At 66.7% G+C, this 18,391-nt stretch carries 17 protein-coding genes; 12 read left to right on the top strand and 5 right to left on the bottom strand.

All coding sequences use genetic code 11. The features are described 5' to 3' along the window. Positions 1-173: 173 nt before the first annotated feature. The 4 genes from AC1DC5_RS06315 to AC1DC5_RS06330 form a co-directional block, all read right to left on the bottom strand. Entirely contained in the window at positions 174-1,058 is an 885-nt protein-coding gene (locus AC1DC5_RS06315; protein WP_441403871.1) for a LysR family transcriptional regulator, read from the bottom strand. Between the two features lie 158 nt (positions 1,059-1,216). Further along, positions 1,217-2,347 (bottom strand): serine hydrolase domain-containing protein, encoded by a 1,131-nt coding sequence (locus AC1DC5_RS06320; RefSeq protein WP_476864573.1) that lies wholly within the window; start codon positions 2,345-2,347, stop codon positions 1,217-1,219. Between the two features lie 12 nt (positions 2,348-2,359). Further along, positions 2,360-2,782, bottom strand: coding sequence for a nuclear transport factor 2 family protein (locus tag AC1DC5_RS06325; protein ID WP_441403873.1), 423 nt, complete (start codon positions 2,780-2,782; stop codon positions 2,360-2,362). Positions 2,783-2,818: 36 nt separating this feature from the next. Then, positions 2,819-3,988: a serine hydrolase domain-containing protein gene (locus tag AC1DC5_RS06330; RefSeq protein WP_476864574.1), complete on the bottom strand. Its 1,170-nt coding sequence runs from the start codon at positions 3,986-3,988 to the stop codon at positions 2,819-2,821. 188 nt (positions 3,989-4,176) lie between these two features. Here AC1DC5_RS06330 and AC1DC5_RS06335 point away from each other — a divergent pair, with 188 nt between their 5' ends. From AC1DC5_RS06335 to AC1DC5_RS06370, 8 genes are all read left to right on the top strand, one after another. Continuing rightward, positions 4,177-5,979: an SLC13 family permease gene (locus AC1DC5_RS06335; RefSeq protein ID WP_476864575.1), complete on the top strand. Its 1,803-nt coding sequence runs from the start codon at positions 4,177-4,179 to the stop codon at positions 5,977-5,979. Positions 5,980-6,024: 45 nt separating this feature from the next. Continuing rightward, positions 6,025-7,722, top strand: coding sequence for an MFS transporter (locus AC1DC5_RS06340; protein WP_476864576.1), 1,698 nt, complete (start codon positions 6,025-6,027; stop codon positions 7,720-7,722). A 3-nt stretch (positions 7,723-7,725) separates the two neighbouring features. Then, positions 7,726-9,258 carry a leucyl aminopeptidase gene (locus AC1DC5_RS06345; protein WP_476864577.1) on the top strand — a complete coding sequence of 511 codons (1,533 nt, stop codon included), beginning with the start codon at positions 7,726-7,728 and terminating at the stop codon, positions 9,256-9,258. 206 nt (positions 9,259-9,464) lie between these two features. Beyond that, positions 9,465-10,055, top strand: coding sequence for a ferritin (locus tag AC1DC5_RS06350; RefSeq protein WP_441403875.1), 591 nt, complete (start codon positions 9,465-9,467; stop codon positions 10,053-10,055). A 106-nt stretch (positions 10,056-10,161) separates the two neighbouring features. Beyond that, positions 10,162-11,427 carry an MFS transporter gene (locus AC1DC5_RS06355; protein WP_441404310.1) on the top strand — a complete coding sequence of 422 codons (1,266 nt, stop codon included), beginning with the start codon at positions 10,162-10,164 and terminating at the stop codon, positions 11,425-11,427. Positions 11,428-11,519: 92 nt separating this feature from the next. Further along, positions 11,520-11,900: a VOC family protein gene (locus tag AC1DC5_RS06360; protein WP_476864578.1), complete on the top strand. Its 381-nt coding sequence runs from the start codon at positions 11,520-11,522 to the stop codon at positions 11,898-11,900. A 407-nt stretch (positions 11,901-12,307) separates the two neighbouring features. Beyond that, on the top strand, positions 12,308-12,721 hold the full coding sequence (locus AC1DC5_RS06365; RefSeq protein ID WP_476864579.1) for a cupredoxin domain-containing protein: 414 nt from the start codon (positions 12,308-12,310) through the stop codon (positions 12,719-12,721). 47 nt (positions 12,722-12,768) lie between these two features. Further along, positions 12,769-13,161, top strand: a complete 393-nt coding sequence (locus AC1DC5_RS06370; RefSeq protein WP_476864580.1) for a hypothetical protein — start codon at positions 12,769-12,771, stop codon at positions 13,159-13,161. Between the two features lie 90 nt (positions 13,162-13,251). Here AC1DC5_RS06370 and AC1DC5_RS06375 read toward each other — a convergent pair whose 3' ends face one another. Beyond that, complete coding sequence (locus AC1DC5_RS06375) at positions 13,252-13,599, bottom strand: carboxymuconolactone decarboxylase (protein ID WP_441403879.1); 348 nt, start codon at positions 13,597-13,599, stop codon at positions 13,252-13,254. A 207-nt stretch (positions 13,600-13,806) separates the two neighbouring features. Between AC1DC5_RS06375 and ggt the strand changes: the two genes are divergently transcribed. The 4 genes from ggt (at position 13,807) to AC1DC5_RS06395 (ending at position 18,384) form a co-directional block, all read left to right on the top strand. Beyond that, positions 13,807-15,648 (top strand): gamma-glutamyltransferase, encoded by a 1,842-nt coding sequence (ggt, locus tag AC1DC5_RS06380; protein ID WP_476864581.1) that lies wholly within the window; start codon positions 13,807-13,809, stop codon positions 15,646-15,648. A gap of 102 nt (positions 15,649-15,750) precedes the next feature. After that, the gene (locus AC1DC5_RS06385; protein ID WP_476864582.1) at positions 15,751-16,053 is read left to right on the top strand and encodes a hypothetical protein; all 303 of its coding nucleotides are present in this window, start codon (positions 15,751-15,753) and stop codon (positions 16,051-16,053) included. Positions 16,054-16,087: 34 nt separating this feature from the next. Next, the gene (locus AC1DC5_RS06390) at positions 16,088-17,551 is read left to right on the top strand and encodes a protein adenylyltransferase SelO (protein ID WP_476864583.1); all 1,464 of its coding nucleotides are present in this window, start codon (positions 16,088-16,090) and stop codon (positions 17,549-17,551) included. A gap of 95 nt (positions 17,552-17,646) precedes the next feature. Further along, a complete protein-coding gene (locus AC1DC5_RS06395; RefSeq protein ID WP_476864584.1) occupies positions 17,647-18,384 on the top strand; it encodes a VOC family protein in 738 nt (245 codons plus the stop codon). Positions 18,385-18,391 lie beyond the last annotated feature (7 nt).

Genomic DNA, 18,391 nt, shown 5'->3' on the forward strand with positions numbered 1-18,391 from the left:
AGCAGCGTCACACTGCTTGTCCTCTTCAAGTAGACGATCCGGCGCCATGTGCCGTCCAAGACCAAGATTCGATACGGCAAATAGGCCCAGCCTATTGATCCCGTTCCATCGACTGCTGAGACGGTGCCCGTTGGGACACTCAAAAGGGCGTTACGGGAGCAATCGACACTCGGTTACGTGGCGTGCAGGGCTGCGACGTCGAGGAAGGCGCGGGCTGCCGGCGTCAGGTCTTCCTTCCGGCTCAGGATGGCGACATGCAGATTGGAGACCGGTTCGATGAGCAGGGTCCGCAGTCCGGATTTGTGCGCCAACGGCGCCCAGGAGGACGGCATCACCGCATGCCCGACGCCGGCCAGAACCAGCGGCAGGATCGAGGTCCGGTGCGCGACCTCCACGACGATTTCGGTGCTGACGCCGCGGGCCAAGGCATCGTCGACCAGCCAACGCATCAGGGAGCCGCGCTGGCTGGCGATCAGCCGGTGCCCGCCCAGATCCTCGCGCTGGATGGCCGTCGCTGTGCCGAACGCATCCGCGTGGGGGTTGACGATGAGGATCAGCGGCTGGCGCTCCAGTTCCAAGACCTGGACGCCCGGGACCCGGATGGGGTTGGGTGATCCGGCAACGCCAATCTCTGTGCTGCCGGTGCGCACGGATTCGATGGCTTCCTCCGGAGTGAACGCGGCGCTGACGTTGAGGCGCACCGAGGGATGCAGTTTGGTGAAGGCTGCGATCATCGATGTCAGCGGTTCGATTCCGGGGGAGGGCATGGTGATGATGTCCAGCCGTCCGCTGCGCACCCCCTTCAGTGCCTGGACCGCGGACTGCGCCGCGTCGAGGTCGCGCATGACCAGTCGAGCCGGTCCGATGAGTTCCTTGCCGGCTTCGCTGAGCACCGCACGGCGGCCGATGCGGTGGAAGAGCGGCACGCCGAGATCCTTCTCCAGGCCCGCGATGGTCTGGGAGAGGGAAGGCTGGGCAATTAGCAGATGTTCTGCTGCGCGGTTGAATCCGTCGTGATCAACGACGGCCAGGAAATACTTCAGCTTTCGCGTGTCCATGCCTGCTCCTTGCCGGTCCGGTCCATGTGCTTCCGGCGCGGTCGAAGTTCCATTCCTGCGGGAACAGAAGCTGCTGCGTTGGAGCGCTTATAGCTTATTCCTATCAGGGCGGGATGCCGGCGCTTCCGGCCGGACCGCCGGCCAGGCGGCCACGGCGGCTACGGCCAGGACGCGGCTGCCAGGAGAGCGAAGAGGGGTTCGAAGTCGAGTATGCGCGTGCTGTTGCTCATAACAACGACGCCGAGACCCCGCTCCGGGTAGAGGCGCATGACGTTCCAGAAGCCGGCGCCGGCGCCGAAATGCTCCACCCACTGCCCGGGGTGCTGGGTGGGCCGACGAAACCAGCCGGTTCCGTGGTCGAACGGCTTGCCCGCTTGGTCAATGATGCGCATGCGGCGCGCCGACTCGGGGGAGAGGACCCGGACGCCGTCGATCTCGCCGTCGCGAAGGTGCATGCGAAGGAATCTGGCGGCATCCAGGACGTCGCCCACCAGACCGCCGTAGGCGGGGCCGTCCACGTAGAAAGGGTTCAGCGAAAGGTATGGCCCGCGGCGCTCTCCTGCGATCCCTCGGGGCAGCAGGCCGCGCAGCAGGGGGTCCGCGATCCTGGGCGCCCTGATGTACCCGGTCGCTTTGGCCGCGCCGGCCTGATAGCGGAACCCGGTGTGTTCCATGCCCGCAGCCCGCAGGACTGAGGTGTTGACGTAGTCCTCGAAGGGCATCCCCGAGGCGGCTGCAATCACCTGTCCGGCGGCAAGGTAGCCGACGTTGGAGTACCTGGCTTCCTGCCCCGCCGGGTAGCGGTGGGCGCGGCGCCCGCCCATCAGGCGGCGGAGCAGGGCCCCGGGGTCCGGCGGATCCGCGTCGGCCGCGTGGACCCAGCGAATCGGCAGCGGGTTGCCGAAACCGGCGGTGTGGTTGAGCAGCTGTCCCACGCTCGGCGTCGTTGCCCCTGGCGCCCGGAGATAATCGACGTAGTTGCCGGCCGGGGCGTCCAAGTCGAGGCGGCCCTCGTCAACGAGCCGGAGCGCCGCCGTCGCGGTCACGATCTTGGACATCGAAAACCACAAGTACGACGTCGATGCGGTCGCCGTCGTGTTCGTTGCCAGGTCGGCGCAACCGTAACCGGCGGCGAGAAGCACGCCGCCGCGGTCGGTTACGGCCAAGGAGAGGCCCGGGACCCCGCCCCGGCCCATCATCGTGGTGACGGCCGACGCCAGGCCGCGGGGTGGCCTGCCCGCAGCGGCACGTTCGCCCGGCGGTCCCGGGGTGGTGCCGTCAGCCACCATGGGTCGTCCTCATCACTTCTCTCCGGGACGGCGGGGCCGGCGGCCCGACCGGGCCTCCACCGCGTCCTCGATGCCGCCCCCATTTCGTTCGACATCTTCCATGTAGAGCCTGCCGGCCACAATCAGGCCGTCAGCTATCTCGAAGATTGTCACTCCCCGGTTGTGGAACGGCTTCCCATCGGTGCGGTGACCGGTCCACGACCATTCGCTCCAGGTGGTGTTCCCCGCGTCGATGGTGCTGACCGTCTCCGCATGGAAGTCGGGAATCCCGGCGAACATCGCCGCCCAGTTCGCGTGCATTTGCGCCCTCCCCGTGAAGGCCCTGCCGGGATGGGCGGGTTGTTCGCTGCGGTATTCCTCATGGAAGAGCGCTGCTGCGGCTTCAAGATCATGGGCGTTCATCGCGGACACAAGCCGGTCCACCACATGACTCATCTCTTTACTCCCTTCGTCGATGTACTCATTGCCAGATCAGCAGAGCCGGTCCAGGGTTTCCTGGAGTGCGGAGGCCATTTGGCCGTCCCACAACCTGAGTTTGTTCTCCGACGCAGGGTCCTCGAGGGATGTGGGAATCGGAGGAGGGACCAGCATCATGGTGGCTTGCTGCTGCCCGTCGGTGCTGCTGATTGCGGTTGTGCGGTAGGACGGAAAGGCGCCCTGCCCGCCGTACCGGTGATCTTCCGTGCAGCCCTGGTGCCATTTCCAGAGCCCCAGGCCGTAGTAGGGGAAGCTGCCGGTCGTGGTCATTTCCTTGACCGCGGTGTCCGACACCAGGTCGCCCCGGAAGAGCGCTTCGAAGAAGTCGTTGACGTCGTGCATGGTGGAGATGGCGCCGAACGCCGGTGAGCCGAGGTCGGCCGGCGGCTGCGTGACGTCGAGGCGTTCACCGCGCAAAGTGATGTAGCCATGGATCATGTCGGGTTCCCCGCGCACGGCCTGGTCGATGGACGTGTCCTCTAGGCCAAGCCGGTTGATCACGTCGTCGCGGAGCACCTGCGCAAAGGGCTTCCCCCGGAGCTTCTCCAGCAGCTGCCCCAGCGCGAGGTAGTTCGAGTCGGAGTAGCGGAACGAACCCACGTCTTTCGCATCCCAGGGCAGTGCCGCTGTGAGCTCCAGCCCTCGTTGTGTGCTCATGTTTTCGCTGAAAGCCCGGGCTACGTCGTCGATGCTCTTCTCGTTCGCCTCCTGAAACGATGGCATGCCCGAGGTGTGGGCGAGCAATTGCCGGACGGTGATGGAGCCGGGTGGCCGGAGTACCGTCGCGAAACTGTCCAACAGGCCGTTGACCGGGTCGTCGAGCCCGATGAGGCCGTCGTCGACAAGTTTCAGAACGGCGACGGCGGTCATGGACTTGGTAACGCTGGCCACCGAGACCCGGTCGTCCGTCGTCGCGGGCTGCCCGGTTTCCAGATCCCGGACGCCGTAGGCCCTGGACCACGTGCCACCCGGCCATCTCACCTCGGCAACGACGGCGAGCGCGCCCTGATTCATGAAGGAGCGCATCGTGAAGTCGAGCGAATCGGTGGGTGCGGGCGTTGCACCAAAGGAAGGGGGCGGGGCCGGGATTTCTCCGGTGCACGCGCTGAGAGTCAGCATAAGGGCCGCGGCTGCGCCAGCCAGGAGACGGATTGTGGATCGCATGACACCGCCGTGTGTCGGTGCGGACAAGGAGCGGGCCGCAGCCGCGCCGTCCCCGGCCAGAGTCCGTCCGGCGCCGTAGTCCCAGCCCCTTCATTCTAGGAGCGGCGGCCGCACGGGTCGAGGGGACAAACTACCCGCCGGCGGCCGGCTATATCTCGCAGAGGCCGTTCTGGTTTAGCGTGTCCCTCATGACGGACGTCGCCATTACCGTTCTTGTCCTTGTCGTCTCTGTTGCGGCGTTCGTGTGGAACCGGCTGCCGGTCGAAATTGTGGCCCTCGGTGTGGCCCTGGCCCTGTTTGGTACCGGCGTGATCAGCCTGGACGAGGCGTTCTCCGGCTTCGGCAGCGGAACCGTGGTGCTGATTGCTGCCCTCTTCGTGGTGGCTGAGGCCATTGACGCAGCCGGCATCACCACCTGGCTTGGGGGCCTGCTGATCCGGTTCGCCGGGACGAGCCGGGTCCGGCTCGTCCTGCTGATGATGGGCATCACGGCCTTGTTGACGGCGTTTATCAGCGTCAACGGGGCGGTCGCCGCGCTGCTCCCGATGGTTGTGGTCCTCGCCGTCCGGCTGGGCCGCCGGCCTGCCCAGCTGCTGATGCCGATGGCCTTCGCTGCCCATGCCGGATCCTTGCTGGTGCTCACCGGTTCGCCGGTCAACATTCTGATCCTCAACGCCGCCTTGGACTCAACCGGCCGGGGAATCGGGTTCTTCGAGTTCGGCCTGGTGGGCCTTCCCCTGCTCATTGGCACGATGGGGCTGGCCGTCTGGCTCGGCCCGAAACTCCTGCCGGAGCGCACCCCCGATGCGCTGCCCAAAGACTTGAGTTCCCATGGCGAAACGCTGATGCATCACTACCTCGGAGACGATCAGCTGACCCGGCTGCGGATACCGGCAGGCTCAGCCATCATCGGCCTCCCCACCGTGGAACCCCTCGGCGAACATCCTGCGGGGCTGCACCTGATCAGCGTGCAGCGCTCCGACGGCAGGCCTGTCACCGCCGCCAAGCTGTCGGCCGGGGACCAAATCATCGTGCGCGGTGACCAGCGGCTTATCGACGGCTTCGCCGCGAAGCACGGGCTCGAGCAGGACGACGATGCCACCTGCGGGCTGATCAGCAGTTCCTACGGCGTCGCGGAAGTCGTCGTCGCGCCCCGGTCAAACCTCGTCGGCACGGTGGTGTACCCGGGAATGGTCACGGCCAGCGGCGCGCTGGTGGTGCTGGCCCATGAACGCCCGGGGGAGCCCCTGTCCCTGGGACGCTCCACCGTCAATGCGGGCGACATGCTCCTGCTGCAGGGAGCCTGGTCCGCGTTGGACAAGCACACGGTGGACCACAACGTGCTGCTTGTCGATTCCCCTGATGCCATCCGACGCCAGACCGTCCCGTTGGGCCCGGGCGCCGTGCCCGCCCTGATTGTGCTGGCAGCGATGGTCGTCCTGCTGGCCACGGGCATTGTCCCCGCCCCGGTTGCCGCCCTGCTGGCAGCCATGGCCATGGTGGTCCTCAAGGTGGTCACGCCGGCGCAGGCGCACCGTTCGATGGCATGGCAGACCCTGATCCTCGTGGGGGCAATGATCCCGCTGTCCGCAGCCATCACCCGGACAGGGACAGCCGGTATCATCGCGGACGCCATGGTCGCGGCCGTCGGCGGTTCCGGCCCCCTGCTGCTTCTCGCGGGCATTTTCTTGGTCACGGCGGTCCTTGGCCAGCTGATCAGCAACACCGCCACGGCGTTGATTATCATTCCGATATCGCTGTCGGTTGCAGCTGAGGCTTCACTCAACCCCATCACCGTGCTGATGTCCGTCGCGGTCGCATCGTCGGCTGCACTCTTGACCCCCGTATCCACACCGGCCAACATGATGATCATGCAGCCTGCCGGCTACCGGTTCGGAGACTATTGGAAGTTTGGCCTGGCGGTCATGGCACTGTACGCAGCCGTCGCGATTCTGTTGGTGCCGGTGTTCTGGCCCGTACATGGCAGTTGATCCCGAGGCAGTTCCTGACGGTTGAACCCCACTAAGGAGCACGGAATGTCCAATACTCTCCCGGCAGCACCGGCATCCACTGCCGCCCAGACGGCCTCGTGGCTGCCGCTCATCGTGGTAGTACTGACCCAAATCCAGGCATCGTTTGCAGTGAACGCCTTGACCGTTTCGATGCAGGGAATCACCAGCGATCTCGACACACCGGCCACCTCGGTGGGTACTGCCATTACCGCCGGAACCTTCTCGATGGCGGCGTTCATTCTCCTCGGCGCCAAGGTTGGGGCGCGCTTCGGCACCCGCAAAGTTTTCCAAATCGCCGTCGGTATTCATGCCGCGGCGATGGCCTGCGTGGCGCTCAGCCTGAGCCCCGCCATGCTGTTCATCGCCCAGGCCTCCTCCGGTGCCGTGATCGCCCTGATCGCCCCCGCACTGACCGTCTTCATTGCCACCAACTACAAGGACGAGCAGCAGGCCAAGGCCATCGGCCTGCTCGCGGCCGCCATCCCGGCCGCCGGCGTCCTGGCCCTGCTGATCGCCGGCTGGTTCGCCACCACCATCGGATGGCGCTACTCGTTCGGACTGATGGTGGTCCTCGGCGCCATCAACCTGCTGCTGAGTTTCAGGCTCAAAAACGTTCCAGCCCAACCCAACCTCAAGATCGACTGGACCGGCGCCATCACCGCCGCGGTAGCCATCATCCTGCTCAGCTTCGGCTTCAGCGGGCTGTCCACCTGGGGCGTGTGGCTCGCCACCGACCAGGCGCCCTTCAACATCGTGGGCCTCTCCCCGGCGCCGTTCCTGATTCTGCTGGGCCTGATCGCCGGGCAGCTGTTCTTCCGGTGGATCCGCCAGCGCCAGAACGCCAAACTGTCGCGCATCTTCGACCTGCGGGTACTCGCCTCCAGTTCCGAGTTGGCGGTGACCGCGTGCATGGGCCTCATGCTGTTCGTGGGCACCGCGGCGAACTTCCTGATTCCGCTCTACATGCAGATGGTCCAGGGCCTCTCCGGCATCGAAACGTCCTTCTCGATCATTCCGTACACCCTGTCCATCTTCCTGGCCAGCACGTTCGTAGCCTTCCTGTACTCCAAGTTCCCGCCGCGGACAATTGCGCAGGTGGGCTTCGTCGTCGTAGCGGGCGCGCTTACCCTCATTGCCTTCACCATCCGCAACGACTGGGGACAGGCCGTTGTGGTCCTCGGCCTGATCCTGCTGGGCCTTGGCCAGGGCGCGATCGTGGCACTGGTCTTCAACACGCTGCTCAGCGCTGTGCCCAAGAACCTGGCCGGCGACGTCGGTGCCTGGCGTGGACTGGTGCACAACCTTTCCGGCAGCGTTGGCATCGCCGTGGCCAGTGCCTTTGCCGTCGGCATGCTCGCCTCGCTCATCGCCAGCGGTGCCGCCGCCCACCCGGAGGTCTCCGATGAGCTGATCTCCAAAGTGAACATCAGCGATGCCAACTTCATGACGAACGAACAACTCGAGGCCACCATCGGAGACCGGGCAGGCAGCCCCACGGAACTCGCCGCCGCCGTCGAGGTCAACGCCGAGGCACGCCTGCGCGCCCTGCAGTACTCGCTGCTGGGACTGGCAGGGCTTGCCCTGCTGGCGATCGTGCCCGCCGGAGGGATGCCCGGCCGGATGAAGGGGGACCTGCCCGAGCAACTCGAACCGGATGATCCCGACGCACTGGATCTGGCCTCCCCGGACTCCCCGGACACCACCACCCAGGAAAGGGCCTGAGCAATGAACCACGATTCGTACAAACTCATCCCCAAGGGGTTCACTGCCATCCCGTCGGCGGAAAGGGACGAAGCCACTATTGAATGGGTTAGCGGGTTCGGTGAGCTCGACGCAGTGGGCATCCTGGTGACCACCGACGGCGAGGTTCCCGAGGTCCTCGGACTGGACCGCGAGGCGCTGGTGCGTGCCGGATTCACCGCCGATGCCGGCACCACGCTGCTTCTACCGGCCGCAGGCTCCACCCTCCTGGTGGCGGTGGGCGCCGGCACCGCCAAGGACCTGGATGCCGGCAGACTGCGCAACGCCGTCGCCGTCCTGATGCGGGCCACCGCACGGCATGCACGCATCGGATTCGAGCTGCCGTCCGTCGCCGGGGTCGACGCCGGGACCCTCGGCCAGGTGCTGGCGGAGGGCGCGCTGCTGGGCCGCTACCGCTTCGATGTGCTCAAGGGCAAAACAAAGGACGTTCCGCTGGGGCTCCTGCAGCTGCGCACCCCCGGCATCGATGTGGAGGCGGCCACGGCCGGTCTGGCCACGGGACGGGTCACCGCGCGGGCCGTCAACATCGCCCGCGACCTTTGCAATGCCCCGCCCAGCCACCTCACGGCCGCCGGCCTCGGTGAGATCGCGACGGATTTGGGTGCCCGTTTCGGGTTCGCAGTGGAGGAGTTCGACAAGCAGCAGCTGATTGACCTTGGCTGCGGCGGGCTCCTCGGCGTCAACGCCGGCAGCGCCCAGGAACCGCGCATGCTCAAGCTCACGTTCACACCCGACGGCGAACCCGGCGGGCACCTGGGCATGGTGGGCAAGGGCATCATGTACGACTCCGGTGGGGTGAGCCTGAAGCCCAGCGACCCGATGCACCTGCTCATGAAGATGGACATGGGCGGTGCCGCCTCCGTGCTCTCGTCCTTCACCGCGTTGCGCGAGCTTAGGGCCACCGCCAAGGTCACGGGCTTCCTGATGTGCACCGACAACATGCCGGCGGGCTCGGCGTACAAACTCGGCGACGTCCTCACCGCCCGCAACGGAACCACCATCGAGGTCAAGAACACCGACGCCGAGGGCCGGCTGGTCATGTGCGACGCCCTGACGTTGGCCGTGGAGGAGGGCGCGGACGCGATCGTCGACATCGCCACGCTAACGGGCGCCTCCCTCATGGCTTTGGGGCAACTGACCGCCGCCCTCTTCGGCAACAACCAGCCGCTGGTGGACAGGGTCCGGGAGGCGGCGGCGCACACCGATGAACAGATCTGGCAACTGCCCCTGGAGCCCCAGTACCGCAAGCAGCTGGATTCGGACATCGCGGACATCTCCAATCTGGGCGGAAAGTACGCGGGGGCCACCACCGCTGCGCTGTTCCTCGCCGACTTTGTCGGGGACACCCCGTGGGCACACCTGGACATCGCCGGCACCATGCAGTCGGACACCGATGACGTGTGGCGCTCCAAGGGCGCCACCGGGTTCGGTACCCGCATCCTCATCGAACTCGCCCGAGGGTTTACCCCGGTACAGGTGTCTGCCCCCGCCGGATAGGCGGCCCGGCCGCCGGGCCGGCCCGCCCCTGGCCTTCGATGCCATTGCCGGCCTGGCACGGCGCGAAGGTCTCGGGTGAAAGCACGTTCTTGACGCGGAGATCCGAAGCGGAGGAGTCTCGTTACAGGGCCTCCGGCAGCCCCCGGCCCGGCATAACCTTGGCGCCCCAGGTCCGCACCCTTGAACACCGACTCGAGGAGAGCACCATGAGCCCAAACTTCAACGAGCTGCTGACCCGCCAGGTCGGCAATGAGTTCGCAGCGTCGCAGCAGTACATCGCCATCGCCGCCTGGTTCGACGGGCAGGACCTTCCCCAGCTCGCCAAGCACTTCTACCGCCAGTCGCTGGAGGAACGGAACCACGCCATGATGATGGTCCGGTACAGCCTGGACCGCGGCATTAAGATCACCATCCCCGGCATCGATCCGGTCCGGAACGACTTCTCTTCGGCGGAGGAACCCCTGGTCCTTGCCCTCGCCCAGGAGGTTGAGGTCACGGACCGCATCAAGGAACTGTTCGCCGCGGCCCGGGCGGAGAACGACCCCCTGGGAGAACAGTTCATGCTCTGGTTCCTCAAGGAGCAGGTCGAGGAGGTGGCATCAATGTCGACGCTGCTCAACGTCGCCCGCCGGGCGGACAACCTGTTCGACGTCGAGACCTTCCTGGCCCGGGAGCGCGTGGGCGACGCCGGCCGGGCTGGGGGAGCGGGGCGCGGGGGTCACCACGGTCACGGAGGCGCCCATGGCGGCCCTCCGGAGGACACCGGCACGCCGGAGGTGGCCGGCGGTTCGCTCTAGGGCCGCCGCTGCTCCCGCGTGAGGACTTCCTGCTCTGGCGCGGGCGGGCGGTGGAGACGAGAATGGGCTGGTGCTCCCTCCTCGCCCCGGCGGGGACGGCGAAGTGATGAACGCCGCCGCCCGAAAGATCCAGCGCATCTACCTGACATTGACGCTGGGCAATACCCTTGCGGCCTCGTTCATCTGGGGGATCAACACGCTGTTCCTGCTCGACGCCGGGCTCAGCAATCTTGAGGCTTTTGCCGCGAATGCCTTCTTCACGGCCGGTATGGTCCTGTTCGAGGTGCCCACCGGAGTGGTTGCCGACGGGTGGGGCCGCCGCGTTTCGTTCCTGCTCGGCACCGCAACACTGGCCGCAGCGACCTACCTCTACTACCTGCTGTGGCAGCTCTCCGCGCCCTTCTGGGCGTGGGCGGTGGTGTCGGTCTTGCTGGGGCTGGGATTCACGTTCTTCTCGGGGGCGGTGGAGGCGTGGCTGGTCGACGCATTGCGCTTTTCGGGGTACGAGGGCGGGCTGGAGACGGTGCTCGGCCGGGGTCTGATGGTCTCCGGTGTGGCGATGCTCGCCGGCTCGGTGGCCGGCGGTGTGATCGCGCAGGCCACCAACCTCGGCGTGCCGTTCCTGCTGCGGGTTGGGGTGCTGCTGGTCATGTTCGCCGTCGCCTTCTGGCTGATGCGCGACGTCGGATTCACCCCCGAGCGCTCAACTCATCCCCTTCAGGCAACCCGTGCCGTACTCAATGCCTCGATCGAGAACGGATTGAAGCACCCGCCAGTGCGGTATGTGATGCTGGCGGCGCCGTTCAGTTCCGGCGTCGGGATCTATGTCTTCTACGCCCTCCAGCCCTACTTGCTGGAACTCTATGGCGACCCCCGGGCCTACTCCGTGGCGGGCCTGGCGGCGGCCCTGGTGGCCGGCGCCCAGGTGCTTGGCGGCTGGCTGGCACCCCGCCTGCGGAGCCTCGTCCGCAAGCGCACCACCGTGTTGATCCTGAGCAGCGCGGTGAGCGCACTGCTGCTCGTGGTGCTGGGGTTCACACGGGAATTTTGGGTGGCGCTGGCGCTGCTGGCGCTCTGGGCACTGGTCGCCTCGGCGGGCACACCAGTGCGGCAGGCTTACCTGAACGACATGATCCCCTCGAAGCAGCGGGCAACAGTGCTCAGCTTCGACTCGCTCATGGGATCAAGCGGCGGAGTGGTGGTACAGCCGGTGCTCGGCCGGGCGGCCGACGTGTACGGGTACCCCGCCTCAGTGGCGATTGGCGGCATCATCGAGCTGATCGCGGTGCCCTTCCTGCTGGCGAGCCGGCGGCAGCACCCCCGGGCGGACCTGGCCAGCGCCTCGACGGCGGCGGATTCCGCGCAGTCTTGACTCTCCCGGCCCCGAGCCTACGATTTAGTGTGGATGGAAGCTGGGTGGCATCCAGGAACCTGATCAATGCTGATCCATAGGGAGAAACAGTCATGTTGAAGGATCTCGAAATCACCGCAGTCCTCCCCGCCAAGGACATCGCCCGGGCGAAGGCTTTCTACCGTGACGTCCTGGGCCTGGAGCCCGCCGACGACTCCATGGATGAGGAGAATCTCATCTACCGCTGCGGAAAGGGAACTTCCTTCCTGCTCTACGCGACCGACAATGCGGGCACCGCAAAAAACACCCAGTTGGGCTGGGGAACCGACGACATCGACGCCGAGGTGGCGGACCTGCGCGGCCGCGGCGTTGTGTTCGAGGAGTACGACTTCCCGGGCCTGAAGACTGAGAACGGGATAGCGACCACCCCGGTGGGCAAAGCCGCCTGGTTCCTTGACACCGAGGGCAACATCCTCAATATCTTCCAGCGCTAGCAGCCCTGGTACCAGCCCGGACCCGCGGTCAGCTGACCCCGGGTTGCGCTCCTGCCCGCGTCAGCGCTTCCCGCGAAGCCATGGTCCCAACAGCCTGGTGTTCACCGGAAGGATGATGTACGTCATCAGCCAACTCAACAGACCGGTCGGCATTGACGATCAATGCGGCCAGGTCCGCTGCCAGTGCAGGGAGAGCCGGGCGCCGAAGTTCCCGGTCGCCAGAGGGCCACGACGGCCGGCGGCAGAAGGATAATGTTCGCTCCGGGCCAAGGCCCTTTAGGGTTTCCGGGTGTCATTTCGTAGCGGCCGGGAGCAAAATAGTGCTCAGGGGAATTTCATCCAACGTTATCCCCCGTGACCTAGGACGGCGCGCTATGAATACTGGGAAAGTAAGGACTTCGCTCTTTTTGGCAGCGCTCTTGACCGGGCTGGCTGGTTGCGCCTCCGCCGGGTCGCCTGCCCCGACGTCGACGTCGGCAGGCACCGCCTCCGCCTCCGCCACCGCTTCCGCAAGTATGCCGATGGAATCATCCTCCACAACGCCCTCGACGGACCAGGGGATGCCAGGTTCCGCAGCGGCAGCCATCACCATCAAGGATTTTGCCTTTGGGAATCCGCTCACGGTGTCCCCCGGCGCTACGGTGACGGTGACTAACCAGGACACTGCGGAACATACCGTGACCGCGGACCAGGGCCAGGCGTTTGACGTGGAGGTCAAAGGCGGGGGCACGGCCACCTTTACGGCCCCCTCCCAGCCCGGGACCTATGCATTCCATTGCACTTACCACCCGAACATGCACGGGACGCTGACGGTCAAGTGAGCGTCCGAAGCCATTCGGGCGCTGTCGCGGGTGTGCAAAGAAGCGATATGGCCCTGCGGGTATGCACCGCCCTCGCCCTTTTCATTGATGCCGGCGTCCATATCCATCTCGCCCCCGGCTATCAGGCCGGGAATCCTGCCGGAATTGGCCAGGGGAACCTGTTCCTGATCGAGGCAGCCGCAGCGGTCCTGGCAGCCCTCTACGTGCTTCTGCGTGGAAGCCGGACCGCTTACGGCGCCGCGCTGATCGTTTCCCTGAGCGCTTTTGCTGCCGTTGTTGTTTACCGTTATGTGAACATCCCGGCATTTGGCCCGTTCCCAGCCATGTACGAACCGGTCTGGTTCTTCGAGAAGTCTCTTAGCGCAGTCGCCGAGGCCGCCGGCGCCATCCTCGCCGGCATCGGCTTCGTCAGGGCCGGAAGGGCCCGGCAACGGACGTAAGACCCGGCGTCCGCCCTGACCTCTCGGACACCCTGAAAGACCGGCAAGGGATGGCCCACGCCTGCCGGTGTCCGTGGTCGCCAGGGCGGGTCAGCCCGTGGTCTCGGACTCGGCCTCAAGTTCGGCGTCGAGTTCTGCCTCGATCACTGCTACTGCGAAGCCCAGTGCCTGTGTGAGGTTGCCGGCCGCCGCCACGACCCTGGGTGTGCCGACGACGGGAGCCACCGCGATGAGGATGCCCTGGACGTCCTCCAGGGTGATGCCGACGTCGCTCGCGGTGCCGGCGTTGAGCAGGTAGGAGGCGGGCGGGGCGTCGACTGCCACGAGCGCCGCGATCCGGGCCAACATGATCTCGCGGTCCTCGAGGTTGCAGCGGTCGAGTGATACGGCGGTGATCTCGGCGAGGGCGTCGAGGACGGGGGTTTCTTCTTCGGCCATGATTATGTCTCCATCTGGTCGCGGCGGGTGTGGGCAAAGTGGCGCGAGGAACGATCATCGCCGCCACCGGTTGCAACGTAGCGCGCCCGGGCGCCAGGCGGCATCATCCGGAGCGGATGATGCCGATCATCCATTGAGTGGCCCAACAGGGCGGAGTAGTGTTGCCCCACCGCCAACAACCCGCACCACCCTGACTCGGGAGCGACCATGCCATCCATGAAACGCCAACTGGCTGCCCTCACGGCAGTTCTTGCCATGAGCATGACGGGCGGCGCCGTCGCCAGCCCGGCCGTCGCCAGTCCCGCCGTCGCAGATTCGCAGAAGATTGACAAGAACCCAATCGCCACCGGCTACGGCGGCGCGGTGAGCACTGTGGACCCGGAGGCGTCGGCAGCGGCGATCAGGATCCTCCGGGACGGAGGCAACGCGGCGGACGCCGCCGTCGCCGCCGCCGCGACGCTGGGAGTGACAGAGCCTTACAGCGCCGGGATCGGCGGAGGTGGCTACTTTGTCTTCTACAACGCAAGGAACGGCAAGGTCGGCACCATCGACGGCCGGGAAACCGCCCCCAAGGCCATGCCGAAGGACGCCTTCATTGACCCCGGCACCGGCAAGCCCTACCCCTTCACGCCCGAGCTCGTCACGAGCGGAGTCTCGGTGGGCGTCCCGGGCACGCCGGCCACGTGGGCCAGCGCCCTCGACCGATGGGGGACCCTGGACCTCCGGGAGGCCCTCGAACCCGCCATTGACGTCGCGACCCGCGGCTTCGTGGTGGACGAAACCTTCCGTCAGCAGACCCTCGACAACAAGCTTCGCTTCGAGGCTTTCACGTCGACGAGCAGCCTGTTCCTCCCGGGCGGCGACGCGCCAGCCGTCGGCAGTGTCTTCCGGAACTCCGATCTTGCCGAAACCTACCGGCTGCTCGCAGAGAAGGGCACACGGGGCTTCTACCGCGGCCCGCTCGCGGAGGAGATCGTGGCCGCAGTCCAGGCTCCGCCCAAGTCAACCACCACGACGCTGCCTGTTCCGCCCGGCCATATGACGACGAAGGACCTCGCCGCCTACAGCGCCCTGGACCAGGCACCCACGCATGTTGAGTACCGCGGACTGGACGTGTACGGGATGGCACCGTCGAGCAGCGGCGGCACCACCGTCGGCGAGTCGCTGAACATACTGGACACGGTCAACCTGTCCGAGATGTCCACGCCGGGCGCCCTGCACCACTATCTGGAGGCGAGCGCCCTCGCCTTCGCGGACCGCGCCAAGTACGTGGGCGACCCGGCGTTCGTCGATGTCCCCACCGGTGAACTCACGGATCCGCTGTTCGGGAAGGAACGCGCGTGTGCGATCGATCCCGCGAAGGCGGCCACGAAGCCGGTGGCTCCGGGAGATGTGTCCACGTACGACGGCGCGTGCCCGGCAAAGCCGGCCGCGCTCGCCGATGAGAAGGACACCGAGAATATTTCGACCACCAACCTGACGGTGGCGGACCGGTGGGGGAACGTGGTGGAATACACGCTCACGATCGAGCAGACCGGCGGATCCGGCATTGTGGTGCCCGGCCGCGGGTTCCTGCTCAACAACGAACTGACCGACTTCTCCACCGTGTACGACCCGGCCGACCCGAACCGGATCGAGCCGGGGAAGCGCCCCCGGTCTTCGATGTCGCCCACCATCATCCTGAAGGACGGCGATCCGTATGTCGCGCTCGGCTCACCCGGCGGTTCGACGATCATCACCACCGTCCTGCAGACGATCGTGAACCGGGTGGACCTGGGGATGAGCATTCCTGACGCCATCGCCGCACCGCGTGCGTCCCAACGGAACACCGCGAAGGTAACGGCCGAGCCGGAGTTCATCGCGGCCTATGGGAAGAAGCTTGCGCGGTACGGTCATGAGCTCACTCCGTCGGGTGACGCGTTTACCTCGGCGGCAGAGATCGGCGCGGCGACGGCAATCGAGTTCTTGCCCGGCGGGCGCATGATCGCCGCGGCTGAACCTGTGCGGCGCGGAGGCGGCTCGGCAATGGTAGTTCACCCGTCGCGGTGAGCCCGGTGCGGCGCCTGCAAATCACTCCGGCCCGTCTCCTTACCTAGAGGGCCCTTTCAGGCCTACAGTTGGGCTTCCAGCACTGTCGACAGGAGTGGCCACATGATTACCCTGCAGATCGAACACCAGGTCCGGGACTTCGACATGTGGAGGAGGGCCTTCGACAGCGACCCACTGAACCGCGCCGCCTCTGGGGTGCGGTCGTACCGGATTTCGCGCCCCCTGGACCAGGAGGACTACGTGATGCTGGAGATGGATTTCGACACGCAGGCGGCCGCCGTGGACTTCCTGGGCCGGCTGCAGAACGACACCTGGAAAACCGGGGTGACGGCGCCGGCGCTGGTCGGCGAGCCGTCAACCAGAATCATCGAGACGGTCGCCGTCGAGGAGGTGCCCGCACCCTGACCCCGGCTAAGGCGCCGGGGGATAGTCTGATGGTATGACTGCCGCGGCTCCCTCCACCGTCACTCTGCACGGACTATTTGCCCGGGACCTCGCCGAAATGGCCATTCCCTGGCAGGCGGAGCAGGTTCCGGAACCGCGGCTCCTGGTGCTCAATGAGCCGCTGGCCGCCGAGCTGGGCCTTGACCCCGCTTACCTGCAGGGTGCGGACGGCTTGCTTCTGCTGACGGGGAACCTTGTCCCCGGCGGTGCCACCCCCGTGGCCCAGGCCTATGCCGGGCACCAGTTCGGCTGGTTGGCCCCCCGCCTCGGTGACGGGCGGGCGCTTCTCCTCGGTGAGATCACCGACGAGGAAGGCCATCTCCGCGATATCCACCTCAAAGGCTCGGGGCGAACGCCCTTCGCCCGCGGCGGTGACGGCCTCGCCGCCGTCGGACCGATGCTCCGCGAGTTCATCGTGAGCGAAGCGATGCACGCCATGGGCATCCCCACCACCCGGTCCCTTGCCGTCGTGGCAACCGGGCGTCCCGTGCTCCGCGAGACCATGCTGCCCGGAGCGGTGCTTACACGCGTCGCCAGCAGCCATTTGCGCGTCGGCAGCTTCCAGTACGCCCGCGCCACGGGCGACGCCGGCCTCCTGCGCCGCCTTGCCGATCATGCCATCGACCGTCACTTCCCCGGGGCAACGGAGGCCGGCAACCCTTACGTCGCGCTGCTCCAATCGGTGATAGGTGCCCAGGCCTCGCTGGTGGCCCGGTGGATGCTGGTGGGTTTCGTCCACGGGGTCATGAACACCGACAACATGACGATTTCCGGCGAAACCATCGACTATGGACCCTGCGCCTTCCTGGACGCCTTCGACCCGGCCGCGGTCTACAGCTCGATAGACGAGACCGGGCGATACGCCTACCGCAACCAGCCGCTGGTGGCGGAATGGAACCTCACCCGCCTTGCCGAGGCGCTCCTGCCCCTCTTCCACGAGGAGCAGGAGCAGGCGGTCGCCCTGGCGCAGGACTCGCTCGCGGCGTTCCGCCGGCAGTACAGCGCGGCCTGGTCGGCCGGGCTGCAGGCCAAAGTCGGCCTGCCCGGCGACGTCGACGACGGCGTCGCCTCGTCCCTCGTGGACGAGCTGCTCAGCCTTCTGCAGGCGGGCCAAGCGGACCACACAACGTTCTTCCGGAGCCTGGCCGAGGCGGCCCGCGGCCGCTCCGCCCGCGTGCGGAGCCTGTTTACCGACCCGGCCGCTTTCGACGCTTGGGCCGTGCGCTGGAGCGCCCTGGGTCCCGACGCCGACGCCATGGACCGGGTCAACCCCGCCTACATCCCGCGGAACCACCTCGTCGAAGAGGCCCTCGATGCCGCTACGGCGGGCGACCTGGATCCGTTCACGCGTCTCCTCGAGGCCGTGACCAACCCCTACGACGAGCGGCCGGGGCTGGAGCGCTACGCCGCTGCCGCGCCGAAGGATTTAGGCCCTTACCGGACGTTCTGCGGAACCTAGAAGCCTGCCGGCGTCAGGCTTCATCCCATGCATGCCGAGGCGCCGGACGAGGTGCAGGCCTGCCGCACTGTCGGAAGGGTATAGGGTCGGGCGGTATGGCGCTGCGACTTGTTCAGGTGAATTTCAAGGCTCGGGATGACTCCACGCTCGGCCGGTTTTGGGCGGAGGCGCTCGGCTGGGGTGTCTCCAGCGAGGGACCCGGTGTGACCAATGTTGAACCCGTGGGCTTCGTGTGGCCGGACCCCGTCGCCGTCTGCGTCGATGTCGTCACTGTCCCGGACCCAGAGACTGTGAGGTACCGCGCGCACCTCGACCTCGCCACCACCTCTGCAGCCCATCAGGCGGAGCTGGTCGCGCACCTGCTAAAGCTCGGTGCGACACCCGCAGGGACGGGCCAGAGGGATACACCATGGACGGTACTGGCCGACCCGGAGGGGAACCTGTTCCGCGTGCTGGAGCCCCGCTCAATCTACCGGGACACCGGACCGATCGCCGCGGTAGTGGTCCACTGTGCGGATCCGCGGGCCATGGCCCGGTTCTGGGGCGAGGCGATGGACTGGACCCTGCACGAGGTGACCGACGACCATTCGAGGCTGCGGTCGGCCAAGGGCCTGGGGCCCTATCTCGAGTTCATTCGCACGCCGGCTGCGAAGTCCGTGTGGGGCCGCGTCCACCTCGACCTGATGCCCTACCCTGGCGACTACCAGGCGGCAGAGGTGGCCCGGCTGCGCGCACTGGGTGCCACTGATGCCGACGTCGGCCAGGGCGATGTGCCATGGGTCTGCCTCGCGGACCCAGAAGACAACGAGTTCTGCGTCCTGGCCCCGCGCTGACGCAGAG

The sequence above is a fragment of the Arthrobacter sp. 10L424 genome (assembly GCF_056395325.1).